Origin of the sequence: Sphingomonas sp. CFBP 13706, from assembly GCF_014842355.1 — a bacterium.
GTDB lineage: Bacteria > Pseudomonadota > Alphaproteobacteria > Sphingomonadales > Sphingomonadaceae > Sphingomonas > Sphingomonas aerolata.
Genome location: NZ_JACYVM010000001.1, coordinates 474,073 through 496,114, shown reverse-complemented (window position 1 = coordinate 496,114; position 22,042 = coordinate 474,073). Strand labels below are relative to the sequence as shown.

Genomic DNA, 22,042 nt, shown 5'->3' with positions numbered 1-22,042 from the left:
GATGATCCTCTCCAATTGCAATCGGTCCGCTTAAGACTTGCGGGCTACCCTTAAGGTGCGATACCTCTCCTATACGTCAAGGTGATGCGGCCTACAATATCAGTCGAGAGCGCACGCCGAAAAGGAGAGAGAGATGCTGGACACCGACGGCCGTGCGATCGGCGTACCGCTAGAAGGCGAAGCGCGTTTGCTGGGCGACATGCTCGACACGGCGGTCCGCCGATTCGGGTCGCGGACGGTGCTCGATTTCCTCGGGTCGACGATGACCTATGCCGAGCTTGGCGACGCGGTCACGCATGCGGCGCGGGGGCTGCAGGATCTGGGCGTGGTGAAGGGGACGCGCGTCGCGCTGTGCCTGCCCAACACGCCCTATTATCCGGTGCTGTTCTTCGCGGTGCTGAAGGCGGGCGGAATCGTCGTCAACGTCAACCCGCTCTATGTCGAGCGTGAGCTGTGCCACCTGCTGAAGGATTCGGGCGCGGAGATCATCGCGACCTGCGACATTACCGAGATCCATGCGCGCGTGCTGAAGGTGGCGGGCGAGACGGGGCTGCGGCATGTCATCACCTGCCCGATTGCGGGCGCGCTGCCGACGCTGAAGTCGATCGCCTACCGCATCTTCAAGCGCGCCGAGATCGCGCGCGCGCCGAACGACGCGCGGCATCGCAGCTTCGACTCGCTGGTGCATGCAAAGGGCGCGCCCGCGCCGGTCGCGGTGACGCCGGACGAGGTCGCGGTGCTGCAATATACCGGGGGGACGACCGGCGAGCCCAAGGCGGCGATGTTGAGCCACGCCAATCTGGTGTCGAACGCGGATGCGATGATGACGTTCGTCGGTGGCGAGACGCCCGAGCAGGACCGGGTGATGGGGGCGCTGCCGCTGTTCCACGTCTTCGCGCTGACGACGGTGCTGACCTATTCGATCCGCGCGGGGGCGCAGATGATCCTGTTGCCGCGTTTCGAGCTGCAGCAGCTGCTCAAGACGATCGTGCGGACCAAGCCGACCTATTTCCCCGCGGTGCCGACCATCTATGCCGCGATCACCAAGGCGGCGGAGACGCAGCCGATCGACCTGTCGTCGATCCATGCGTGCATCTCGGGCGGCGCACCGCTGCCCGCCGAGGTGCGCACCGCGTTCGAGGCGGCGACGGGGTCGAAGCTGGTCGAGGGCTATGGCCTGTCGGAGGCGTCGCCGATCATCACCTGCAATCCGATCGAGGGGCTGAACAAGCCGGGATCGGCGGGGCTGCCCTTTCCCGGCACGATCATCGAGATCCGCGACCGCGAGGACCCGACCCGGCTGCTGCCGGTCGGTGAGAATGGCGAGATTTGCGCGCGTGGTCCGCAGGTTACGCAAGGATATTGGCACAAGCCGGAAGCAAGCGCGGCGCTGTTCGCGGACGGCGCGCTGCGCACCGGGGATGTCGGGCATCTCGACGCGGACGGCTATCTGTTCATTGTCGACCGGATCAAGGACCTGATCCTGTGCGGCGGCTACAACGTCTATCCGCGCGTGATCGAGGAGGCGCTGTACGAGCATCCCGCGGTCGCCGAGGTGGTGGTGATCGGGGTCGCCGACGCCTATCGCGGCCAGGCGCCCAAGGCGTTCGTCACGCTGGTCGAAGGTGCGGTCGCAACCCCTGTGGAATTGCGTGATTTTCTGCGCGACAAGATCAGCAAGATCGAGCTTCCCCGCGAGGTCGAAATCCGCGACACTCTGCCCAAGACGTTGATCGGCAAGCTATCCAAAAAGGAACTTGTCGCGGAGGAAGAGGCCAGGCTGGCACGCGCGATGCCGGCCGGGGCGGCGTCGGGGGAGAGGGGAGCGACACCGTGAACGAACGGCAGGACGATCTTACCGGGATTCAGGACGTGTCGCAGGCGCTGGGGGTCAGCGCGCGGACGCTGCGTTTCTATGAGGACAAGGGGCTGATCGAGCCGTGCCGGATCGGCACGACGCGCGTCTATACGCGGCGCGACGTCGCGCGGATGCAGCTGATCCTGCGCGGCAAGCGGCTGGGATTCTCGTTGCGCGACATCGAGGAGTTTCTCGTCCTGTACGATGCGGATCCGCAGCATGTCGAACAGATGCGCGCGCTCGCCGAACGCTGCCGCCAGCGGATCGACGACCTTCAGCAGCAGCAGGCGGCGATCGCGCAGACGCTGGAGGAGCTGGAGAAGATCGAGGCGCAGGCGCTCGAGCGGATCGCATCCTGACCGGCCTGTAACGCGCACGTGGTTGCGCCGGCTCGCGCGGCGCGGCAGGGACGGGCGATGCGTACCATCTCCTCCGCCGTCGGCGTTCGTCTCTACCATCTCGACGATGCGCTCGAGGGCGGGGCGGCGACGACCTTGTTCTATGGCCCGCTCGGCGAAGCGCTGGCGATCGCCGCGCAGCAGAGCGAGGAGGTCCAGGCGGGGCTGTACATCGCGACCGAGAACGACGTGGTCGCCTATCTCGACCTCGACGAGTGAGGCTCAGGCGCCCGCGGTGAAGCCGTCGTCGCGGTCGGCGGGCACGGGCGCGCTGACCGCCTTGCAGATCGCGCGGAGTGCGGGTTTGAGCCCCTCCTCAAGCGTCGGGTGATAGAAGGGCATGTCGAGCAGGTCGGTCGCAGTGCGGCCCTGCTGGATCGCCCAGGCGATCAGATGCGCGCTGTGCTCGACCCCGGGGGCCGCCATCGTCGCGCCGGTGAGCCGGCCGGTGCCCGCCTCCGCATAGAAGCGGATCAGCCCGGCGTTGCGCGCCATGACCTTGGCGCGACCCTGATCCTCGTAGGAGGCTTCGCCGATGACGATGCCGTCCTGGTCGTCGGGGGTGATGTCGCCGATCACCGCGACGGTCGGGTCGGTGAACATGATCGCGAGCGGGACCATCCGCGGGCCGGGGGTGACGTCGGGGAACTGCGCCGCGTTGCGGCCGGCGATCATCCCCTCGGCAGACGCTTCGCCGAGCACGGTGCGGTCGTGATCCGCGTCGCCGGCGATGAAGATCGGCGCGTCGCCGCATTGCATCGTCGTCCTGTCGAAGACCGGCGTGCCGTGATCGTCGAGCGTAACCCCGGTGGTCTCGAGCCCGAGGCCCTTGAGCCGGGGCGGGCGGCCGGTCGCGACGAGCAGATAGTCGAAGCGGCGGGATCCGGACTGCTCGCCCGACCAGGACAGGCGGACGCCGTCGCTGTCGGGTTCGGCCTTCAGATCCATCTCGAGATGGATCGGCAGTTCCTTGTCGAGGATACCGTGCAGCACCGCCGAGACCTTCTCGTCCTTCAGCGCGGCGAGGCCGGGGGACTGGTCGAACACCATCGTCTCGACGCCGAGCCGGACGAGCGCCTGGGCGAGTTCGAGGCCGATCGGGCCGGCGCCGATGACGCCGACCGATCCGGGCAAGGTCGGCAGTTCGAAGATCGTCTCGTTGGTCAGCACGCGGTCGCGCACCGCGTCGAACGTGTCGGGGATATGCGGGTAGGAGCCGGTCGCGATCACGACGGCCTTGGCGGTCACGGTGCGGCCGTCGTCGAGCCGGAGCGTGGTCGCGTCGACGAAGCGCGCGCGGGCCTGGACCTTAACGCCGTCGGGAAGCTTGTCGAGCGAGTCGCAGACGCCCGCGACGAACGCGTCGCGCTCGCGCTGGACGCGCGCCATGACTGCGGCCCCGTCGATCCGTGGCTCGGCGGTGATGCCGAAGACCGATGCCTGGCGGACCGCGTGCGCGGCGTGGGCGGCGGCGATCAGCAGCTTGGAGGGCATGCAGCCGACGCTGGCGCAGGTGGTGCCCGAGAAGGTCTCGTCGATCAGCAGCGTGCGCGCGCCGTTGCGCCGTGCGTTGCGCTCGGCCGCGAGACCGGCGGTGCCCGCGCCGATGATCGCGACGTCGCAGGTTAACTCGGGGCTGGTGTTCGGCATGATCGACTCCGTCTCCGGAGTATTCCGGTCATGGCAGCGAAACCTTCCAACCGCCTGACCCGTTCCGCATGCCGATCCGATAATCACCACGATCCGAGGACCCGCCATGCTGACCGTCCATCACCTGAATTTCTCCCGGTCTTTCCGCATCTTGTGGCTGCTGGAGGAACTGCAGCTGCCCTATGAGCTGGTCCGGTACGAGCGCGATGCGAGCTTCCGTGCGCCCGCGTCGCTGAAGGCGGTGCATCCGCTGGGCAAGGCGCCGATCGTGCAGGACGATGAGCTGACGCTTGCCGAGAGCGCGTCGATCCTGTCCTATCTCGATCGCAAGTACGGCGGCGCGCGGCTCAGCCCGCCCGAGGGCACGCCCGAGGCGGCGATCCATGACGAATGGCTGCACTATGTCGAGAGCTCGGCGGCGTTCCCGATCATGATGACGGTGATCGGCAAGATGATGGGCGGGCTGCCCGAGGGCCTCGGCAAATTCTCCGAGCCCGAGGTCGCCAAGACCTTTGCGTACATCGCCGACGCGGTTGGCGAGGGGCCGTATCTGATGGGGGCCAAGCTGACGCTGGCGGATATCCAGATGTCGTACCTGCTCGCGACCGCGGAGAGCGCGGGGCTGCTGAAAGACCAGCCGGTGGTGAGCGCGTATTTCGAGCGGCTGAAGGCGGTGCCGGGCTATCAGAAGGCGATCGAGATCGGCGGGCCGCTGGCGCCACCGCGGCGCTGACGTGTGAGCGGACCGGCGCTGCGATACGGCAGCGCCGGTCCTGTCGGCTCAGCGTGCCTTGAAGCGGATCGCCTGACCGCCGCCGGGCGCGAGCGCGAGCGTCAGCGTGTCGCCCTTGCGGACGCGCTTCGTCTCGATCGTGATCGCGTGGCGTGCGGTCGTCTTGTAGTCCGCGCCGGGGCCGTCGCGATAGATCTGCGCGGTGTAGGTCCGGCCAGCGTCGAGGAAATCGAGCGCGACGGTGAGCGTCCGGGCATTCTCGTCGGTGACGCTGCCGACATACCAGTCGTTCGACTTGCGATCCTTGCGTGCGAAGGTGACGAAGTCGCCGACCTCGCCGTTGAGCACGCGGGTGTCGGACCAGTCGGTCGGCACGTCCTTGATGAACTGGAACGCGGCGGGGTATTTCGCGTAATTCTCGGGCGTGTCCGCCGCCATCACGACGGGCGAATAGAGCACGACGTAGAGCGCGAGCTGCTTGGCGATCGTCGACAGGAGATCGCTGTCGTCGGTGCCCTTGAGGCTGAGCACGCCGGGGGTGAAGTCCATCGGCCCCTCGAGCATGCGCGTGAAGGCGAGGTTCGCCTCGTGCTCGGGCGGGTTCTTGCCGGCCCAGCTGTTATATTCCATCCCGCGCGAGCCCTCGCGCGCGATCCAGTTGGGATAGGTGCGGCGCAGGCCGGTGTCCTTGACGGGCTCGTGGCTGTCGATCGACACCTTGTACTTGGCGGCGGTGGTGACGACGCGGGTATAGTGGTTCACCATCCACTGGCCCTCATGCCATTCGCGGTGTTGCGACCCGTCGGGATCGACGCGCTCGATCTGGCCCGCGTCGGTGACATAGCCGGTCTTGATCGCGGGGATGCCGTGATCGCGCGCAAAGGCGAAGGCGCGGTCGAGCTGGCCGTCATAATGGCTGGCCGAGCCGCCGGTCTCGTTATGGCCGATCAGGTAGACGCCCTTCGACTTGGCGTATTTGGCGAGATAGCCGGCATCGAAATCGGGGGTCGGCGTGTCGAACTGCATCGCGGTGCCGTCACCGAACCAGTCGCCGTCCCAGCCGACATTCCAGCCCTCGACGAGGACGCCGGGGATTTTGTTCGCGCTGGCGAAGTCGATATAGGTCTTCACATGCGCGGTGGTGGCGCCGTGATTGGGGCCGGTCGCCCAGCTCCACTTGCCGGTGATCATGTTCCACCAGACGCCGACGAACTTGCCGGGCTTGACCCAGCTCACGTCGCCCAGCTTGTTCGGCTCGTTCAGATTGAGCTCGATATGGCTCATGTAGAGGCCGGGCGCGTCGTCCGAGAGGATCAGCGTGCGCCACGGCGTCGCGAACGGGCCGGTCCGCGTGACCTTGGGGGCGCCGGCGCCGGGGGTCAGCACCGCCTTCAGCGTGTTGCCCTCGACCTTGGCGACGTTCATGCCGGCATAGTCGACCAGCGCGGCCTCGTGCAGCGCGACATGGGTGCCGCCCGCGAGCTTCAGCGTGATCGGCGTCGCGGCGGTGCCGACATCGGCGAGCGGCGTGCGGTTGTAGAGATATTCCTCGCGGTTCCATTCGAAGCCGGGCTTCCACCAGGCGGTCGCGTCCTCGGCAAAGGCGAACTGCGTCAGCTCCTCGGCGATGTTGATCGTCTTGAAGTTGGGCTGGTCGGGGAAGACGTAGCGGAAGCCGATGCCGTCGTCCTGAAGCCGGAACACGACGTCAACCGCGCGCTGCAACCGGTCGGTCTCGCGCAGGCGGACGCGCATCTCGGTGTGGTTGTCGCGGATCGTCTTCCACTCGCCCCAGGGCTGCGTCCAGGTCGAGTCCGCCTTGTCGCGCGTAACGGTCTCGATCTTGAGGTGGCGGTCGAACTTGGGGGCGTCGGTGAAGAGGAAGCCGAGCCGCGACGGCTTGACGATCAGCGTGCCCTTGCGCGTGACGCTGTAGGTCGCATGACCCTCACCGTCGGTCGCAACGGTGACCGCGATGCTGCCGTCGGGCGAGGTCGCGATCGCCGAGGGGATCGTCGGGACGGGCTGCGGCTTGATCGTCTCGTTCGTCGTGACCGCGGGTGCGGGCTGATCCTGCGCAATCACGGGCGCAGTGGTCGCGAGCAACGTCGCGAGGGTCAGCGAGAGGGTCTTCATGATCCGGTCCTTTCGACGATCAGCGCGGCATAGCCGCCCAGTCGTCCTATCGTTGCGTCGTTGATGCTGTCGCGGACGCGCCAGTGTTCGGGGGTAGCGGGGCTCCACGCGACGGGCGTCGCGGCCATGTTGAAGACGCAGAGCAGGATCTGGTCGCCGTCACGGCGTTCGAAGGCGAGCAGCGTGTCGGTGACCTCGGTGAGCACCAGATCGCCGATCGCAAGCGCGGGGATTTCGCGGCGCAGCGCTAGCAGGCGGCGGGTGAGCGCGAGCAGCGAGTCGGGATCGCCCTCCTGCCGGTCGACCGCGAGCTCGGGATGGTCGTCGCCGACGGGGAGCCACGGCGACGCATCGGTGAATCCCGCATGCGGCGCATCGGCCCGCCACGGCATCGGCGTGCGGGCGCCGTCGCGCGACAGCGTCAGCGGCCAGTTGGCGATCGCCTCGGGATCCTGGAGCTGGTCGAACGGCACCTCGACCTGGGTCAGGCCCAGTTCCTCGCCATAATAGAGGAAGATGTTGCCGCGCAGGCAGACGAGCAGCGCGATCTTCATCCGCGCGAAGGCGTCGCGGTCATCGGGGCCGATCCAGCGCGAGACGGCGCGGGGGGCGTCGTGATTCTCGAACGCCCAGCTCGGCCAGCCCATCTCCGCATCCGACGGCCAGAGCGTGATCGCGTCGGCGACGGTGCTGGGGCGGAGGTCCGACGCGTAGAGGAAGTCGAAGCCATAGGCGCTGTTGAGCCGGGTCTGGCCGCGGGTGAACAGCTTCATCTCGCGGTCACTGTCCGCGCCGCCGACCTCGGCCACGGTGAAGCGGTCGCCATAGCCGTCGATCAGCCGCCGCAGCCGTTCGAGAAAGGCGGGGATGTCGGGATGGCTCTGGTTGTGGACATGCGCCTGAAAGTCGAAGGGGCGCGTCTTCAGGCTGTTGTCGGTGACCGGCGGATTGTCGGTCAGCGCGGGGTCGTGCATCGCGAAGTTGATCGCGTCGAGACGGAAGCCGTCGACGCCGCGGTCGAGCCAGAATTTGGCGGTGTCGACGATCTCGTCCTGCACGTCCGCGTCGTGGAGGTGGAGCTGTGGCTGTTCCTTCAGGAAATTGTGCAGATAATATTGGCGACGGCGCGCGTCCCAGGTCCAGGCGGGGCCGCCAAAGACCGACTGCCAGTTGGACGGCGGGCTGCCGTCGGGCTTGGCGTCGGCCCAGACATACCAGTTGGCCTTGGGGTTGGTGCGCGACGAACGGCTCTCGACGAACCAGGGATGCTCGTCGGAGGTGTGGCTGTAGACCTGGTCGATGATGATTTTCAGCCCGAGCGCGTGGGCGCGCGCGATCAGCGTGTCGAAATCGGCGAGCGTGCCGAAGATCGGGTCGACATCGCGGTAGTTCGCAACGTCATAGCCGAAGTCCTTCATCGGCGACGTGAAGAAGGGCGAGAGCCAGACCGCATCGACGCCGAGGCTCGCGACATAGTCGAGATGGCGGGTGATGCCGGGCAGGTCGCCGATGCCGTCGCCGTTCGAATCCGCAAAGCTGCGCGGATAGATCTGGTAGATGACCGCGCCCTTCCACCAGGGCTGGTGCACGGGCAGGCTCGTCGTGTCGGGCATCAGCGGGTCTCCGCGGCGCAGACCGCATAGCCAAAGGCGGGGATGGTCAGCGTGACGCTGCCGGGGGCGGTCGCGCGCGCGGCGCAAGCGCCCGCGAGCGTATCGAAGCGGGTCGAGCGAGTCTCGACCTGGATCGCGCTGGTCAGCGGCTTTGCGCTGGTGTTGTACGCAAGAAGCATCTCGGCGCCGGTCACGGGATCGAAGCGCGAGACCGCGAACAGGCCGGGCGAGTCGCCGCGCGCGCGGACGAGCGTGCGGCCGCGGGTCAGCGCCGGATGCGCGACGCGGAGGCGCGCGAGCTCGGCGATCTGGCGGAACAGCGGGTGGGTCGTACCGAAACTGGCGGTCGCGGTGGTGGCGTCAGTGCCGACGAGGCGGTTGTCGTTATAGACCGCGACCTTCGAGGCGAACATGTCCTCGCGCGCGTCCTGGTCGTCGCCGTCGCCGGCAAAGCCCTGCTCGTCGCCCGAATAGATGGTCGGCACGCCGCGTAGCGTCAGCAGCATCGCATGGCCGAGCTTGACGCGGGCGAGCACCTCGGCCTCGCTCGCAGTCGGATTGAGGCGGCGGACGTCGCGCGCGAAACGGCCCTGGTCGTGATTGCCGAGGAAGGTCGGCAGGATCATCGCGGTGTCGGCGCCATGTTCGTAGAGCGCGTCGCCGTCGAACAAGGCGGCGAGTTCGTTCGTGCCCTTGTTGCCCGCGACGACGTCGGTCACGCCCCAGCGGAAGCCGAAGTCGAGCACCGCGGGCAGCTTGTCGACGCGGGTGAAGCGCGCGAGATAGCCCGGATCCATCGTCCCATAGGCGACCTCGCCGAAGATGTGGAAATTGGGGATGCCGTTCGCTTTGGCGCGGTCGAGCATCGCGGGTGTGAAGGCCTGCCAGAATTCGGGGTTCACGTGGCGCGCGGTGTCGATGCGGAAGCCGTCGACCTTGAACCGGTCGATCCAGCTGCCGAAGATGTCGATCATGCCCGACACGACGCGGGGGTTCTCGGTCGCGAGATCGTCGAGGCCGGAGAAGTCGCCCATCGTCGAGCTCTCGTCGGTGAAGGTCGAGTCGCCGCGATTATGATAATAGATCGGGTCGTTGAGCCAGGCGGGGACCTTCACGGTCCGTTCCTTCGCAGGGACATACGGCGTGTAGGCGAAGCCGGGGTCGGTCAGCCGCGCGAAGTTCTCAGGCGTGCGGACGGCGTCGCCCGCGAAGCCGGGATTGATCGGCTTGCCGCGCAGGCCGAGCTTGCGCTGATAGGGATAGTTCGCGCGGTCGCGATAGGCGCAGGGGGTGCCCTCGGTGCATTCGCGGTACTGGATCACGTCGGCGGTGTGGTTGATGATGATGTCCATATAGACCTTCATCCCGCGCGCATGCGCCGCGGTGACGAGCGCGGTCATGTCGGCATTGGTGCCGAGATGCGGATCGACCTGCGTGAAGTCGGTGATCCAGTAGCCGTGATAGCCCGCGGATTCCTTGCCGGGCGCGCCCTGGACGGGCTTGTTCTTGAAGATCGGGCCGAGCCAGATCGCGGTCGCGCCGAGCGACTGGAGATAGCCGAGGCGCTTGGTCAGGCCCTTGAGGTCGCCGCCGTGATAGAAGCCTTTGGCGGTCGGGTCGAAGCCGGTGACGCGGCGATCGCCGGTGAGGCCGCCGCGGTCGTTGGCGGGATCGGCATTCTCGAACCGGTCGGGGAGGACGAAATAGATGACCTCGTCCTGTGGCAGCCGCGCGCGATAGTCGGTCGCCGGTGCGGGCTTCGGTGCCGGGCCGGGGTCTGCGATGGCGGGCGAGAGCGCGAGCAACCCTGCCAGGATGGTGGCGACGCTCTTGATCATCGGATGTCCTTTTCGCACCGGAATCGGTGACGGCGCCACCGGCGCCGGGTCGCCGTCCGCCGGGAGGACCCCGGGCGGACGGCGGTATTGCAGGCACTTAGAAGCGGAAGCTCGCACCCAGATAGAACTGGCGCCCGAAATATTGCAGCGTGCCCGTCTGTGCGGTCTGGCCGAAATAGGAGCGGGTCGGCTGGTCGGTGAGGTTATTCGCCTGTGCGAGCAGCGTCATCCCGGCGAGCGGGCTGCCCTGCGGGAATTCATAGCTCATCTGCGCGTCGAACACGGTCTCGGCGGCGTTGGTCACGATCTGCTCGCTGAGGCCGAACTGCGGCGCGACGAACTTCGACCGGTAGCGCATCGACACGCGCGTCTGGAAGCCGTTCTTCTCGTAGAAGAGCGTCGGGTTGGAGACGATCTTCGACAGGCCGGGCAGCGACAGCGAGAGCGTGTTGCCGCTGATCGCGTTGGTGATGCTGACGTCGGACTGGTTGTACGAGATGTTGAGCACCGCGCCGAGGCCGTCGAACGGCGCCGGCAGGAAGTCGAACGTCTTGGTGATGGCGCCTTCGAAACCATAGACATAGCCGCCATTGCCGTTGATCGGTGCGAACAGATTGCCGGTCGTGACGACGCTGGTGAAGCCGGTCCCGGCAAGCGGCGGGGTGCTGATGCCGTTGGCGGCGAAGTCGTAGTTCGGGATGACGCCGCCGATCACGAAGCTGCGGACGTCCTTGTAGAAGGCGCCGAGCACGAGCGAGCCGCTGTTGCCGAAATAATGCTCATAGGTGGCGTCGAACTGGTTGGCGCGGAACGGCTGGAGCGCGGGGTTGCCGCCCGACCCGTCGAGCCGCGCCGCGGTGCCGCCGATGCTGACCAGGTTGGTGCTGATCGAGTTGCGGAAGTCGAAGAAGCGCGGACGCGAGATCTGGCGCGAGAGCGACAGGCGGGCCTGGTCGTTCTCGGTCAGGCCGAGGATGAAGTTCGCCTGGGGCAGCCAGTCGGTGAACTTGCGACCGCGGGTGTTGAGGTAGCGACCGGTGCCGCCGTCCGAGATCGTCGAGGACGAACTCTGGTCGGTATGGACGACGCGCAGGCCGATATTGCCCTTGAACGGCAGCGAGCCGGCGATCGTGTCGAAGTTGAGCTGGCCGTAGCCGGCATAGGTCTTCTCGTCGATCGTGAAGCTCTGGTCCTGCGTGAACGCCTGGGTCTGGTCGACGACGCGGTCGGGCCCGAGCTGCGAGTCGAAGATGCTGCCGATGTCGGCGACGATGAAGTCGGGGAAGGACGAGAACTTGCCCTTGAAGCCCGCGGTCGTCGAATTCGAGCCGGTCAGCGTCACGGGTGCAGCGAAGCTGAACGCGTTGAAGCTGGTGATCGTCCGCTCCGCCTTGCGGTTGCCATAGCGGCCGCCGACCTCGAACGACTTGAGGAACGGACCGTCGATCTTGAGCAGCGCGCTGCCCGCGAACGCATAGAGGCGGTCGGTGTCCTTCTGCGGGACGATGTAGAAGCCCTCGAACGTGTTCGCGGCCGGGTCGGTGTAATTGGCGTTGGTCGAGAACGATCCGACGTTCAGACCGTCGAGCTTGTAGCTGAGCGTCGTCGGCGTCGCGGTCGTGTTGCCGTTGTCGTCGAGACCCGAATTGTTGAAGAAGCTCGACGCGCGCGAATAGGAGCCGTCGGCGGTCAGCGTGAGCTGGCCGATGTCCTTCTGGACGTTGCCGCCGAAGGTGTAGAGCTTGTCGAGGCGGTTCTCGTTCTGCTGGATCGTGCGGGTGCGGATGCCCGAGGCGTTGCCGCCGACGATCGTGTTGCCGATGACGGTCGGGTCGGTCAGGTTGCTGCTGGTCTGCTGCAGGTTCTCGACGCGGATGCCGCGGCGGAACACGTCCGACTTGAAGCGCGAATAATAGCCGTCGAGCAGGACGCGGAACGTGTCGGTCGGCTCATACTGGATGCTGCCGAGCACGCCGTCGCGGGTCTCGTTGCCGCCCGACTGGACCGCCTCGAAGCCATAGCCGATCGCGTCGGCGCGGCCGTTGCCGTCGAGGTCGCGGATCGCCGGGCTGCCGTTCTGGCCGGTCGCGGTGTAATCATAGCCGACGAAGCGGGTCGCGACGTTCGCCTGCTTCAGACGCGCATAGCCGACCGCGAGGCCGAGCGTGTCGTCGAGCAGCTTGGTCTGGATCGAGGCGCTGCCGCGATAGCCGAATTCGCTGGCGTCGGGGTTCTGGCCGGCGCGGTCGTTATAGACGCCGCGGACGTTGACGCTGACGAGCGTCTTGCCGGGGATGCTGAGCGGGCGCGCGGTGCTGAGCTCGACCTTGCCGGCGACGCCGCCCTCGATCTGCGACGCCTTGGGGCTCTTGTAGACCGCGGCCTGGTTGATGAGTTCGGACGGATACTGGTCGAATTCGATGACGCGGTTGCCCGAGGTCGCAACCTGTTCGCGGCCATTGAGCGTGGCGGAGACGAGATCCTGGCTGAGCCCGCGAATGTTGATCGCGGAGGCCTGGCCGCCGGTACGCTGCGAGGTGACGCCGGGCAGGCGGGCGAGCGACTCGGCGATCGAGACGTCGGGCAAGCGGCCGATATCCTCGGCCGAGACGATCTCGGCGACGACGTCGAGGTTGCGCTTGACCGCGATCGACGAGCGCAGGCTGGCGCGGAAACCGGTGACGACGATGTCGTCGCTGGACTCGGCTGCGGGGCCGCTGCTCGGGGCGGTGGCGTCCTGCGTCGCGACGGTCGGGGCGGGCGTCGAGGGTGCGCTCGACACGGTGTTGTCGGCGGAGGCCGGGGCGGGATCGGTCGCGACCTGCGCGTCGGCGACCGACGCGGCGAAGAGCGCCACGGCGAGCGCGGTGCCGCTGGCCGATAGGGTGAAAAGGTGATGCGCGGCAGATGCCGGGAAACGCTTGGACGTCGTCATGTTCAACTCCCCTGAAAGCCCCGCTGCATCTTTCGCGCCGTGGGCCGTGTGTGGCGTTCCAATGGAATTCCGCCTCATGAAAGCCAATCAATCGACATACGTATTCAGTGCGGCCGTTCCGGCCGTGTTGCCGATTTGCCACGGATCGCGGGGGCCAATGCGTTGACGTTGCGGGCAAACTGGAGTGATGATTGCGACGGCGACGCCGTCCGAGCGCCCCCGAGAGGATCCCTGTCTTGAGTGCCCAGCGCAAATCCACGTCGTTCGACATCGCGCAGGCCGCGGGCGTATCGCAGCCGACCGTGTCGCGTGCGCTGCGCGGCAGCCCGACGGTCAGCCCGGCGACGCGGCAGCGGATCGAGGCGATCGCCAAGCAGCTTAACTATACCGTCGACCGCAGCGCATCGAACCTGCGCAGCGGCAAGACGCGCACGATCGCGCTGCTGCTGTTCCGCGATCCGACGCCCGACGAGACCGAGGTCAATCCGTTCTTCCTGGGCATGCTGGGCGCGATGATGGGGGCGTGTGCCGATCACGGCTATGACCTGCTCGTCTCGTTCCAGAATTTCTCGTCCGACTGGCATACCGATTACGAGGACAGCCACCGTGCCGACGGGCTGATCCTGCTCGGCTATGGCGATTATGCGGATTATCGCGCGCGGCTCGATCACCTCGTGGCGCAGGGGACGCACTTCATCCGCTGGGGATCGGTGCGGCACGACCAGCCCGGGCTCACCGTGGGGTGCGACAATGTCGCGGGCGGTGCGGAGGCGACGCGGCACCTGATCGCGCAGGGGCGGAGGCGGATCGCGTTCCTGGGGGATGCGACCGATCATTATCCGGAATTTTACGACCGGCACCGCGGCTATCTCGCGGCGCTCGCGGAACATGGCCTGGATGCCGATCCGCACTTGCAGGTCGATGCGATCACGACCGAGGAGGACGGCACGCGCGCCGCTCAGGCGCTGCTCGCGCGCGGGGTCGCGTTCGATGCGATCGTCGCGGCGAGCGACCTGATCGCGCTGTCGGCGATGCGGGTGCTGGCGGGGGCGGGGCGGATCGTGCCCGACGACGTCGCGATCGTCGGCTTCGACGACATTCCCGCCGCCAGCCTCGCCAACCCGCCGCTGACGACGGTGGCGCAGGACACGGTGCTGGGCGGCCGGCGGCTGGTCGAGATGCTGCTCGCGCGGATCGACGATCGCCCGGTGACGAGCATCGTGCTGCCGACGCAACTGGTCGTACGACGTTCCTCGGGCGAGGCCGCGGCGTGACGCGCGAGAAGCCGCGTCAGGGTTTCTGGGGTTTGTGGAACATCTCGTTCGGGTTCTTCGGGATCCAGATCGGTTTCGCGCTGCAGAACGCGAATGTCAGCCGGATCTTCCAGTCGCTCGGCACCAGTGTCGACGACCTTGCCTTTCTGTGGATCGCGGCGCCGCTGACCGGGCTGCTCGTCCAGCCGGTGATCGGGCATTACAGCGACCGGACCTGGGGGCGGCTCGGGCGCCGGCGACCCTATTTCCTGGGCGGTGCGGTGCTGGCGACGATCGCGTTGCTGGGGATGCCGAACGCGCCCGTGCTGTGGGTTGCGGCGGCGCTGCTGTGGATGCTCGACGGATCGCTCAACGTCGCGATGGAGCCGTTCCGCGCATTCGTCGGCGACATGCTGGGCAGCCGGCAGCGGACCGCGGGCTATGCCTTCCAGACCGGCTTCATCGGCGCGGGCGCGGTGATCGGCAGCCTGGCGCCGCTGATCCTGACCGACGTCTTCCACGTCGCCAATACTGCGGCGGGCGGCGGGATCCCGCCATCGGTGCGCTATGGCTTCTATCTGGGCGCGGCGGCGCTGTTCTGCGCGGTGCTGTGGACGGTGCTGACGACCAAGGAATATTCGCCCGACGAGATGGCCGCGTTCGAGCAGGATGGCGGCGCGGTCGAGGCGGAACCGGCGATAGCGGCACCGGTCGGAGCGGGCGCGCGGCTGGCGCCGGTGTGGATCGCGCTGGGGGCGATCGTGATCGCGGCGGTGGCGCGGTTCGGGCTCGACAAGCCGGTCTATCTGCTGGGTGGCGGGCTGATCGCGTTCGGTATCGCGCTGCTGGTCAGCGCCGCGCTGGTACGGTCGGGTAGAGAGTCCAATGTTCTCAGCCAGATCGTCGGCGATCTTGCGACCATGCCGCAGACGATGAAGCGGCTTGCGCTCGTCCAGTTCTTCACCTGGTCGGCGCTGTTCATCATGTGGATCTACACCACGCCGATCGTCACGCAGCGCGCGTTCGGGACGACCGACACGGCGAGTGCGGCGTATAATGACGGCGCGAACTGGGTCGGGGTGCTGTTCGCGGTGTATAACGGCGTGGCGACGGTGTGGGCGTTCGTGATGCCGTGGCTCGCGGGCCGGATCGGGCGGCGCAATGCGCATATCCTGGGGTTGCTGAGCGGGGCGGCGGGGTTCGGGTCGTTCTTGGTGCTGCGCGATCCCTATGCGCTGATCGGGTCGATGGTGCTGATCGGGATCGCCTGGTCGTCGATCCTGACGATGCCCTATGCGATGCTGTCCAACGCGCTGCCGCAGGCCAAGCTGGGCGTTTACATGGGGCTGTTCAACATCTTCATCGTGCTGCCGCAGCTGATCGTGTCGTCGGTGATGGGGCAGGTGATGCGGACGGTGTTTCCGGGCGACCCGGTCTGGGCGATGCTGATCGCGGCGGGGGTGATGGGCGTTGCGGCGCTGGCGATGCTGCGCGTGCCGCGGGACGCCTGAGATCCTGTCCTCCCCCTGTCGGGGGAGGATCAGGGGTCAGCCGCCGAACCCGCCGCGGCCGCCAAAGCCGCCGCCGAACCCGCCGCGCGAGATCACCGAGCTGCGGGTCTGGACCCGTGCGGGAGCGCGCGCGGTTGTCGGCGTGAAGGCGTCCGAGCCGACGCGGGTGCGGCCGGTGACGTAATCGCGGCTGATGCGGCCGCCGGCGCCGCCATAATAATTGCCCTGACGGTCGCGGTACATCGGTGCGCCGCGATAGCCATAGCCGCCGTTGAGCGCCTGACCGATGATGAACCCGGTCAGCAACGGCGTGAAGAAGCTGCCGCCGCTGCCATTGTTGCGCGGTTCGCACTGCGCGGCGCCGAACTGCTCCTCGCAGGTCTGCTTGTCCTCGAACCGTGGTGCGGTCTTGGCGGCGTCGGTCTTGGCCTGTTCGTACGCGGTGTCGCACTGCGCGGCGGGGATCGCCCCCGCCGAGCGGCATTCGGCGACCGAGGCATAGCTCTGCGCGTCGACGGGCTTGCCGCCGACATCGCCATCGCAGGCGGTCAGCGAGATGCCCGAGCCCGCGATCAGGCCGGTGAGGACGATCGAGCTGGAACGCTTCATGTCTTTGCCTCTCAGTTCGTCATGCACGCGGCATCGAGGATGCCGACGCAGAGCGAGATGCTGCCCATATAGGTGGCGGCGGCGATATCGCCCCGCACGATCCGGTCGTGAATGTCGCGCATCACGAGGCGGCGGACGACTAGCGCGGCGACGATCTGGATGACGCCTGCGAGCACCGCCCACACCGCGAACTCGACCAGCGTGACGGTGTGCGTCAGCGCGGAGGCGAGCGGGAGGACATAGCCGAGCAGCGCCGCGCCCAGCGTGATCGCCGCGGCGGTGTTGCCGTCGCGGATCAGCACCTTCTCGTTATAGGGCGTGGTCGCCTGGAAGATGATCTTGAACGCGATGGTGAAGAGCCCGGCCGCGACGAACGCGATCAGGAAGGCCGCCGCGCTGGCGCCGAAGCTGTAATAGTCGATCATCTGAATCCCCCGGAACGCTGATGCGACGATGCTAGGCGCGGAACTCGCCGAGTTCCAGTGCGACGCCGAGCATGATCTCGAACGAGACCTCGCCCGCCTCATTCTCCTGGTCGATCGCGAGCAGCAGTTCGCGGCCGTCGTCGCCCGGCAGGTCGCGGCCGAACAGCATGCAGGTCTGGAAGATGCGACGGTCGACGATCCCGTCGCGGTCGTCGTGGAGATCCTCCCAGAAGGTCACCGGCTCCTGCTCGCTCGCCTCGGGGCCGAACCAGACGCGGTCATAGTCGGGGAGCCCCTCGGCGGTGAAGCTGCGCGCCTTGAGCCGGGACTTCCACGCCGGGCGTTCGGTGGCGGAGGAGGGGTAGGCGCTGTCCCAGGGCGCGAAGATCGTGACGTCGGTGACGTCCTGCCCGGCGCGGTCGTTCGAGACCGCCTGGAACATGATGTCGTCATCGGTGTAGAAACGGTGGACGAATCCGCCCTCGTTGAGGTCGACGAGACCCTGCGCGACTATCACCAGCGTGTCGCGGTCGAACGGGAACAGCAGCTCCGACCCGAACCGGCGCCAGGCGAGCGGATCCACCGTCACCGTGCGGCCGAGCGTGACGTTGCGGATGACGGGAAGTCCGGAGCCTTCAAGCGGTTGCTTGCGGCCGAACAGGCGATCGAACATGCAATCCTCGCATCTGTGTTGACGGCCTGCATAGGGCAAAGCGGTGGCGGTCGCAAAGGGCGGCGGGGTTGGTGTTTCCTGTCCGTACGCCTTTTCTCGTCATCCTGACGAAAGTCAGGATCCAGGGTTACGATGCGGTGCGCCTGGTTACTCTGGATCCTGACTTTCGTCAGGATGACGAAGTGGGGGGTGGCGGAGTGGAAAGATGGCGGAGGGGGATGAGGCGGGTGCCGCTTTCGCGCGCGAACGGCATAGCAAGGCTTTCCGAGACGTCCTATGTTGGCGCACGAGCCACGCATGGGAGTTCTTGCATTGACCGACATCTGGACCGTCCGCAGCCTGAAGGCCGCGCTCGATACGTCCGAGCCTGCGAAAACGGGGGAGTTGAGTGTCCGTATCGTCGAGGGGGCCGATCCGATCCTGCTCGTTACGATGCACGAGCATGGCGACCTCGAACTGTTCGTCAATGTGAGCGAGGCGCAGATCTCGGCATCCACGCTGCTCTGGCCGTGCGACGAGCAGGAGGACCAGGCGGCGTTCAACGCGTTCCTGCTGAAGACGCAGAAGCTGGTGCCGCTGTCGAACTTCGGGATCGGCAGCGTCGAGGGGCGCGATTATTATGAACTGTTCGGCGAACTCGCGACGTCGAGCCGGCTCGACACGATAGTGATCGAGCTGCGCACGCTGGCCGAGAACGCGATCGATGCGGCCACCGACCTGCGCAACGCGCAGATCCCCGCCGCCTGACCCAAAGCATCATACGGAGAGACTGGAATGGCCATCTGGAGCAAGATTTTCACCCTCGGCCGGGCGGGCGCGCATGAAGCCGGCGCGGCGGTCGTCGACGCGAACGCCCTGCGGATCCTCGATCAGGAGATCCGCGACGCGGACAAGGCGCAAGGGAAAGCGCGCGACGACTTGGCCGGGCTGGTCGCCCGCCGCCGGATCCTCGAGACCGAGGTCGAGAGCTTCCGCGCGCAGGCCGCGAAATACGAGGCCTCGGCGCGGATCGCGGTCGAGAAGGGCAATATGGACCTTGCGCGGCAGGTCGCGCAGCGGATCGCCGATCTCGAACAGGACATCGCGCTGAAAAGCCCGCAGGTCGAGGACATGCGCGCCGCCGAGGAGCAGATCCACACCGCGGTCGCGCAGACCGACCGCAAGATCGAGCAGCTCCGCCGCGAGGTCGAGGTCGTCAAGGTCAACGAGTCGGTGCAGAAGGCGCAGGCGACGGTCGCATCGGGCAGCATCGGCGCGGGCAACAAGCTGGGCTCCGCGGCGGACAGCCTCGCGCGGATCCGCGAGCGGCAGGCGATCCGCGGCGAGCGGATCAAGGCGGCCGGCGAGCTCGAGGACCGGCGCACCGGCGCGGATCTCGACGAGAAGCTGCGCCAGGCGGGGATCCTGCCGGGTCAGTCGTCCGCGGACGACGTGCTCGCCCGGCTGACCGCGCCCAAGACCGACCAGCTCGGCCAGACGCTGCGGATCGAGCAGCGCGACGACAGCAAGACGCAGGACAACTGATGCGCCGGATCGCGGTCGACCCGCGCGGCGACTGGCGCGAACGGGCCGACGCGATCGGGTTCGTCTATCACGGCACGGCGGTGGGCGACGCAATCGAACCCTATTGGGACGAGAGCGCCGCCTATGCCTTCACGCTGGCGGAGATCGAGGAGGATCTCGAACCCGCGGCCGAACAGATGCACGCGATGTGCCTCGAGCTGGTCGACGAGGTGGTGCGCGACCAGCAGCTGATGGAGCGGCTCGCCATCCCGCGCGAGCAGTGGAATTACGTCGCCGAGACGTGGCGGACGCGCCAGCCGTCGCTCTATGGCCGGTTCGACTTCGCCTATGACGGGACGGGACCGGCCAAGCTCTACGAATATAATGCCGATACGCCGACATCGGTGTTCGAGTGCGCGACATTCCAGTGGATGTGGCTTGAGGATCTGCTCGCGAGCGGGGCGATGCCGGCGGGGACCGACCAGTTCAACAGTCTATTCGACAAGCTCCGCGAACGCTTCCGCGCGCTGTTCCCGAGCGGCGGTTTCGTCCATTTCGCAGCTGACGCGACCGCGATCGAGGACAGGCAGACGGTGCGGTTCTTCGAGGATCTGGCGAGCCAGGTCGGAATCGAGCCGAAGTTCGTCGAGATGAAGGATATCGGCCTCGCCGCCGATGGCCGGTTCGTCGACCCCGAAGGCTTCGAAGTGCAGGCGGCGTTCAAGCTCTATCCGTGGGAGTTCATGCTGCGCGAACCCTATGCGCCGAACCTGTCGCGCGCGGACGTGCGGTGGATCGAGCCGGCGTGGAAATCGATCCTGTCGAACAAGGGCATCCTGCCGCTGCTGTGGGAGCGGCATCCCGGGCATCCGAACCTGCTGCCGGCGTATTTCGACGGCGATCCGGCGGCGACGATCCTGGGGCCGCGCCATGTCCGCAAGCCGCTATTCTCGCGCGAGGGCGCCAATGTCGAGATCGTTGGCGGGGAGGGCGGCACGCCCGCCATTCTCGACCAGGGCTATGGTGCGGAGGGGGCGATCCTCCAGGCCTATGCGCCGCCGCCGGTGTTCGACGGGCGGCATCCGGTGATCGGGGCGTGGATCGTCGGCAACGAAGCCGCGGGGATCGGCGTTCGGGAAGATGAGACGGTGGTGACGCGCAACATGGCGCGCTTCGTCCCGCATATCATCGAGGCGAATAATGACTGACGTACGCGAGCTGCCGCCGTTGCCGCCGATCGAGCGGCTGGTCGAACTGATGTTCGACGCCGCGCGGATGGGGCGGGACGAGATGATCCCGGCGCTGTTGCAGGCCGGGGTTGATATCGAGGTGACCGATGCGCGGGGGTACACGCCGCTCGTGCTGGCGAGCTACAATGCGCAGGAATCGACGACGCGGCTGCTGCTCGACGCGGGCGCGCGGGTCGATGGCGATCCGGCGAGCACCGCCAATACCGCGCTGATGGGCGTGTGCTTCAAGGGCTATACGCCGATCGCGCGGATGCTGATCGCGGCGGGGGCGGACGTGAACCGGCGCAACGGCGTCGGGCAGACCGCGCTGATGATGGCGGCGTTGTTCAATCAGGGGGCGATCGTTGATCTGCTGATCGAGCAGGGGGCGGATCCGGCGGTGGTCGATGCGGCAGGGAACAGTGTGGCGTCGCTGGCGATGTCGCAGGGGAATGCGACGCTGGCGGCGCGGTTTGGCGAGGGTTCGCACGGGTCGGGATCCGAAATCCAAACTTCGTCATCCTGACGAACGTCAGGACCCAGAGTAACGGGCGGCACCTTCGTGGCTCTGGATCCTGACTTTCGTCAGGATGACGGGAAGGGGTGTGCGTCCGGACTTTCGTCAGGATGACGGAGTGAGGCCGTTGTCATCCGCGTGCGTCTGCGGGAGGACCGCGCCGACATGCGTCTGGCCGCGGGCTTCGGCGAGGCGCATCTGGCGTTCGCGTTCGGCATAGCCGGCGCGCTGGGTCGCGTCGCGGGCGTCGTGGCAGGCGGGGCAGCTGATCCCCTCGACATAGAGCGGCGAGGCGCGGTCGGCGGCGCAGACGGGCATGCGGCAGGCGTGGCACAGGCCGTGCGTACCGGGCGCGAGGCCGTGGCCGACCGCGACGCGCTGATCGAAGACGAAGCATTCGCCTTCCCACAGGCTCTCGGCCTCGGGCACGGTTTCGAGATATTTGAGGATGCCGCCCTTCAGGTGATAGACCTCGTCTAACCCTTCCGCTTTCAGGAACGCAGTCGACTTCTCGCAGCGGATCCCGCCGGTGCAGAACATCGCGATCTTCGGCGGCGGGCCGTCGCCGACGAGTTGGTCGCGGTGGTCGCGGAACCAGGCGGGGAAGTCGCGGAAGCTGCGCGTCTTCGGGTCGATCGCGCCTGCAAAGCTGCCGACCGCGACCTCATAATCGTTGCGCGTGTCGATCACGATCGTGCCCGGATCGGCGATCAGCGCGTTCCAGTCGCCGGGCTCGACATAGCGGCCGACATCACCGAGCGGATCGATATCGGGTTCGCCCATCGTCACGATCTCGCGCTTGAGGCGGACCTTCATGCGGTGGAAGGGCATCGTTTCGGCGCGCGAATCCTTGACGTCGAGCGCGGCACAGCCGGGCAGCGCGCGGATGTGCGCGAGCACGGTGTCGATCGCCGCGTCGGTCCCCGCGATCGTGCCGTTGATCCCCTCGGCTGCGAGCAGCAGCGTGCCCTTCACCCCTTGCGCACAGCACAGTGCGGCGAGCGGCCGCTTGATCGCGGCGATGTCGGCAAAGGGCGTGAAGCGATAGAGCGCGGCGACGCGGACCGGTCCAAGGGACTCAGGATGGCTCGCCAGAGGATCGGCGGCGGGTATGGGGTCGGCAGGCATGGGCAGGACGGTCCGGATCGAAGATGGCGCCGC

At 67.2% G+C, this 22,042-nt stretch carries 19 protein-coding genes; 10 read left to right on the top strand and 9 right to left on the bottom strand.

Annotated features, from left to right (window positions below):
* The first annotated feature begins 133 nt into the window (after nucleotides 1–133).
* From IFS44_RS02185 to IFS44_RS02175, 3 genes are read left to right on the top strand one after another with little or no spacing between them, the layout of a single operon-like run.
* On the top strand, nucleotides 134–1,837 hold the full coding sequence (locus tag IFS44_RS02185) for a long-chain-fatty-acid--CoA ligase (RefSeq protein ID WP_244649830.1): 1,704 nt from the start codon (nucleotides 134–136) through the stop codon (nucleotides 1,835–1,837).
* Nucleotides 1,834–2,217 (top strand): MerR family transcriptional regulator, encoded by a 384-nt coding sequence (locus IFS44_RS02180; RefSeq protein ID WP_031440676.1) that lies wholly within the window; start codon nucleotides 1,834–1,836, stop codon nucleotides 2,215–2,217. Before IFS44_RS02185 ends, IFS44_RS02180 begins: the two co-directional genes overlap by 4 nt.
* Nucleotides 2,218–2,274: 57 nt before the next feature.
* A complete protein-coding gene (locus IFS44_RS02175; protein ID WP_056407824.1) occupies nucleotides 2,275–2,475 on the top strand; it encodes a hypothetical protein in 201 nt (66 codons plus the stop codon).
* A gap of 3 nt (nucleotides 2,476–2,478) precedes the next feature.
* On the opposite strand, the gene IFS44_RS02170 is transcribed toward IFS44_RS02175, so the two are convergent.
* Nucleotides 2,479–3,906 (bottom strand): dihydrolipoyl dehydrogenase, encoded by a 1,428-nt coding sequence (locus IFS44_RS02170; RefSeq protein WP_192097322.1) that lies wholly within the window; start codon nucleotides 3,904–3,906, stop codon nucleotides 2,479–2,481.
* 106 nt (nucleotides 3,907–4,012) lie between these two features.
* Between IFS44_RS02170 and IFS44_RS02165 the strand changes: the two genes are divergently transcribed.
* A complete protein-coding gene (locus IFS44_RS02165) occupies nucleotides 4,013–4,639 on the top strand; it encodes a glutathione S-transferase family protein (RefSeq protein ID WP_192097321.1) in 627 nt (208 codons plus the stop codon).
* A 48-nt stretch (nucleotides 4,640–4,687) separates the two neighbouring features.
* Here IFS44_RS02165 and IFS44_RS02160 read toward each other — a convergent pair whose 3' ends face one another.
* From IFS44_RS02160 to IFS44_RS02145, 4 genes are all read right to left on the bottom strand, one after another.
* Nucleotides 4,688–6,775 carry a glycoside hydrolase family 97 protein gene (locus IFS44_RS02160; RefSeq protein WP_192097320.1) on the bottom strand — a complete coding sequence of 696 codons (2,088 nt, stop codon included), beginning with the start codon at nucleotides 6,773–6,775 and terminating at the stop codon, nucleotides 4,688–4,690.
* The gene (locus tag IFS44_RS02155; protein WP_192097319.1) at nucleotides 6,772–8,388 is read right to left on the bottom strand and encodes an alpha-glucosidase; all 1,617 of its coding nucleotides are present in this window, start codon (nucleotides 8,386–8,388) and stop codon (nucleotides 6,772–6,774) included. Before IFS44_RS02155 ends, IFS44_RS02160 begins: the two co-directional genes overlap by 4 nt.
* Complete coding sequence (locus IFS44_RS02150; RefSeq protein ID WP_192097318.1) at nucleotides 8,388–10,226, bottom strand: alpha-amylase family glycosyl hydrolase; 1,839 nt, start codon at nucleotides 10,224–10,226, stop codon at nucleotides 8,388–8,390. Before IFS44_RS02150 ends, IFS44_RS02155 begins: the two co-directional genes overlap by 1 nt.
* Before the next feature lie 97 nt (nucleotides 10,227–10,323).
* Nucleotides 10,324–13,161, bottom strand: a complete 2,838-nt coding sequence (locus IFS44_RS02145) for a TonB-dependent receptor (RefSeq protein ID WP_192097317.1) — start codon at nucleotides 13,159–13,161, stop codon at nucleotides 10,324–10,326.
* A gap of 236 nt (nucleotides 13,162–13,397) precedes the next feature.
* Between IFS44_RS02145 and IFS44_RS02140 the strand changes: the two genes are divergently transcribed.
* Both IFS44_RS02140 and IFS44_RS02135 read left to right on the top strand, forming a co-directional pair.
* Entirely contained in the window at nucleotides 13,398–14,435 is a 1,038-nt protein-coding gene (locus IFS44_RS02140) for a LacI family DNA-binding transcriptional regulator (protein WP_192097316.1), read from the top strand.
* On the top strand, nucleotides 14,432–15,925 hold the full coding sequence (locus IFS44_RS02135; protein ID WP_192097315.1) for an MFS transporter: 1,494 nt from the start codon (nucleotides 14,432–14,434) through the stop codon (nucleotides 15,923–15,925). The genes IFS44_RS02140 and IFS44_RS02135 overlap by 4 nt, the downstream gene beginning before the upstream one ends.
* Before the next feature lie 36 nt (nucleotides 15,926–15,961).
* Here the strand turns inward: IFS44_RS02135 and IFS44_RS02130 are convergent, their stop codons facing one another.
* Genes IFS44_RS02130 through IFS44_RS02120 form a run of 3 tightly spaced genes read right to left on the bottom strand, consistent with a single transcriptional unit; the run spans nucleotide 15,962 to nucleotide 17,632 of the window.
* Entirely contained in the window at nucleotides 15,962–16,534 is a 573-nt protein-coding gene (locus IFS44_RS02130; RefSeq protein WP_037529576.1) for a DUF1190 domain-containing protein, read from the bottom strand.
* An 11-nt stretch (nucleotides 16,535–16,545) separates the two neighbouring features.
* Nucleotides 16,546–16,959 carry a DUF350 domain-containing protein gene (locus tag IFS44_RS02125; RefSeq protein ID WP_192097314.1) on the bottom strand — a complete coding sequence of 138 codons (414 nt, stop codon included), beginning with the start codon at nucleotides 16,957–16,959 and terminating at the stop codon, nucleotides 16,546–16,548.
* 31 nt (nucleotides 16,960–16,990) lie between these two features.
* Entirely contained in the window at nucleotides 16,991–17,632 is a 642-nt protein-coding gene (locus IFS44_RS02120) for a DUF2491 family protein (RefSeq protein WP_192097313.1), read from the bottom strand.
* 312 nt (nucleotides 17,633–17,944) lie between these two features.
* Here IFS44_RS02120 and IFS44_RS02115 point away from each other — a divergent pair, with 312 nt between their 5' ends.
* Genes IFS44_RS02115 through IFS44_RS02100 form a run of 4 tightly spaced genes read left to right on the top strand, consistent with a single transcriptional unit; the run spans nucleotide 17,945 to nucleotide 20,890 of the window.
* Nucleotides 17,945–18,379, top strand: coding sequence for a YjfI family protein (locus IFS44_RS02115; protein WP_031393897.1), 435 nt, complete (start codon nucleotides 17,945–17,947; stop codon nucleotides 18,377–18,379).
* A gap of 27 nt (nucleotides 18,380–18,406) precedes the next feature.
* A complete protein-coding gene (locus IFS44_RS02110; RefSeq protein ID WP_031440688.1) occupies nucleotides 18,407–19,156 on the top strand; it encodes a PspA/IM30 family protein in 750 nt (249 codons plus the stop codon).
* On the top strand, nucleotides 19,156–20,343 hold the full coding sequence (locus IFS44_RS02105; protein WP_192097311.1) for a glutathionylspermidine synthase family protein: 1,188 nt from the start codon (nucleotides 19,156–19,158) through the stop codon (nucleotides 20,341–20,343). Before IFS44_RS02110 ends, IFS44_RS02105 begins: the two co-directional genes overlap by 1 nt.
* On the top strand, nucleotides 20,336–20,890 hold the full coding sequence (locus tag IFS44_RS02100) for an ankyrin repeat domain-containing protein (RefSeq protein WP_192097310.1): 555 nt from the start codon (nucleotides 20,336–20,338) through the stop codon (nucleotides 20,888–20,890). Before IFS44_RS02105 ends, IFS44_RS02100 begins: the two co-directional genes overlap by 8 nt.
* 96 nt (nucleotides 20,891–20,986) lie before the next feature.
* Here the strand turns inward: IFS44_RS02100 and trhO are convergent, their stop codons facing one another.
* Nucleotides 20,987–22,009, bottom strand: a complete 1,023-nt coding sequence (gene trhO / locus IFS44_RS02095) for an oxygen-dependent tRNA uridine(34) hydroxylase TrhO (RefSeq protein ID WP_192097309.1) — start codon at nucleotides 22,007–22,009, stop codon at nucleotides 20,987–20,989.
* Nucleotides 22,010–22,042: the final 33 nt, after the last annotated feature.

What these genes read in the sequence shown, in the direction of transcription:
- IFS44_RS02185 (WP_244649830.1), top strand. Translation starts at nt 134, where the DNA reads ATGCTGGACACCGACGGCCGTGCGATCGGCGTACCGCTAGAAGGCGAA.
- IFS44_RS02175 (WP_056407824.1), top strand. Translation starts at nt 2,275, where the DNA reads ATGCGTACCATCTCCTCCGCCGTCGGCGTTCGTCTCTACCATCTCGAC.
- IFS44_RS02170 (WP_192097322.1), bottom strand. Translation starts at nt 3,906, where the DNA reads ATGCCGAACACCAGCCCCGAGTTAACCTGCGACGTCGCGATCATCGGC.
- IFS44_RS02165 (WP_192097321.1), top strand. Translation starts at nt 4,013, where the DNA reads ATGCTGACCGTCCATCACCTGAATTTCTCCCGGTCTTTCCGCATCTTG.
- IFS44_RS02160 (WP_192097320.1), bottom strand. Translation starts at nt 6,775, where the DNA reads ATGAAGACCCTCTCGCTGACCCTCGCGACGTTGCTCGCGACCACTGCG.
- IFS44_RS02155 (WP_192097319.1), bottom strand. Translation starts at nt 8,388, where the DNA reads ATGCCCGACACGACGAGCCTGCCCGTGCACCAGCCCTGGTGGAAGGGC.
- IFS44_RS02150 (WP_192097318.1), bottom strand. Translation starts at nt 10,226, where the DNA reads ATGATCAAGAGCGTCGCCACCATCCTGGCAGGGTTGCTCGCGCTCTCG.
- IFS44_RS02145 (WP_192097317.1), bottom strand. Translation starts at nt 13,161, where the DNA reads ATGACGACGTCCAAGCGTTTCCCGGCATCTGCCGCGCATCACCTTTTC.
- IFS44_RS02130 (WP_037529576.1), bottom strand. Translation starts at nt 16,534, where the DNA reads ATGAAGCGTTCCAGCTCGATCGTCCTCACCGGCCTGATCGCGGGCTCG.
- IFS44_RS02125 (WP_192097314.1), bottom strand. Translation starts at nt 16,959, where the DNA reads ATGATCGACTATTACAGCTTCGGCGCCAGCGCGGCGGCCTTCCTGATC.
- IFS44_RS02120 (WP_192097313.1), bottom strand. Translation starts at nt 17,632, where the DNA reads ATGTTCGATCGCCTGTTCGGCCGCAAGCAACCGCTTGAAGGCTCCGGA.
- IFS44_RS02110 (WP_031440688.1), top strand. Translation starts at nt 18,407, where the DNA reads ATGGCCATCTGGAGCAAGATTTTCACCCTCGGCCGGGCGGGCGCGCAT.
- IFS44_RS02105 (WP_192097311.1), top strand. Translation starts at nt 19,156, where the DNA reads ATGCGCCGGATCGCGGTCGACCCGCGCGGCGACTGGCGCGAACGGGCC.
- IFS44_RS02100 (WP_192097310.1), top strand. Translation starts at nt 20,336, where the DNA reads ATGACTGACGTACGCGAGCTGCCGCCGTTGCCGCCGATCGAGCGGCTG.
- trhO (WP_192097309.1), bottom strand. Translation starts at nt 22,009, where the DNA reads ATGCCTGCCGACCCCATACCCGCCGCCGATCCTCTGGCGAGCCATCCT.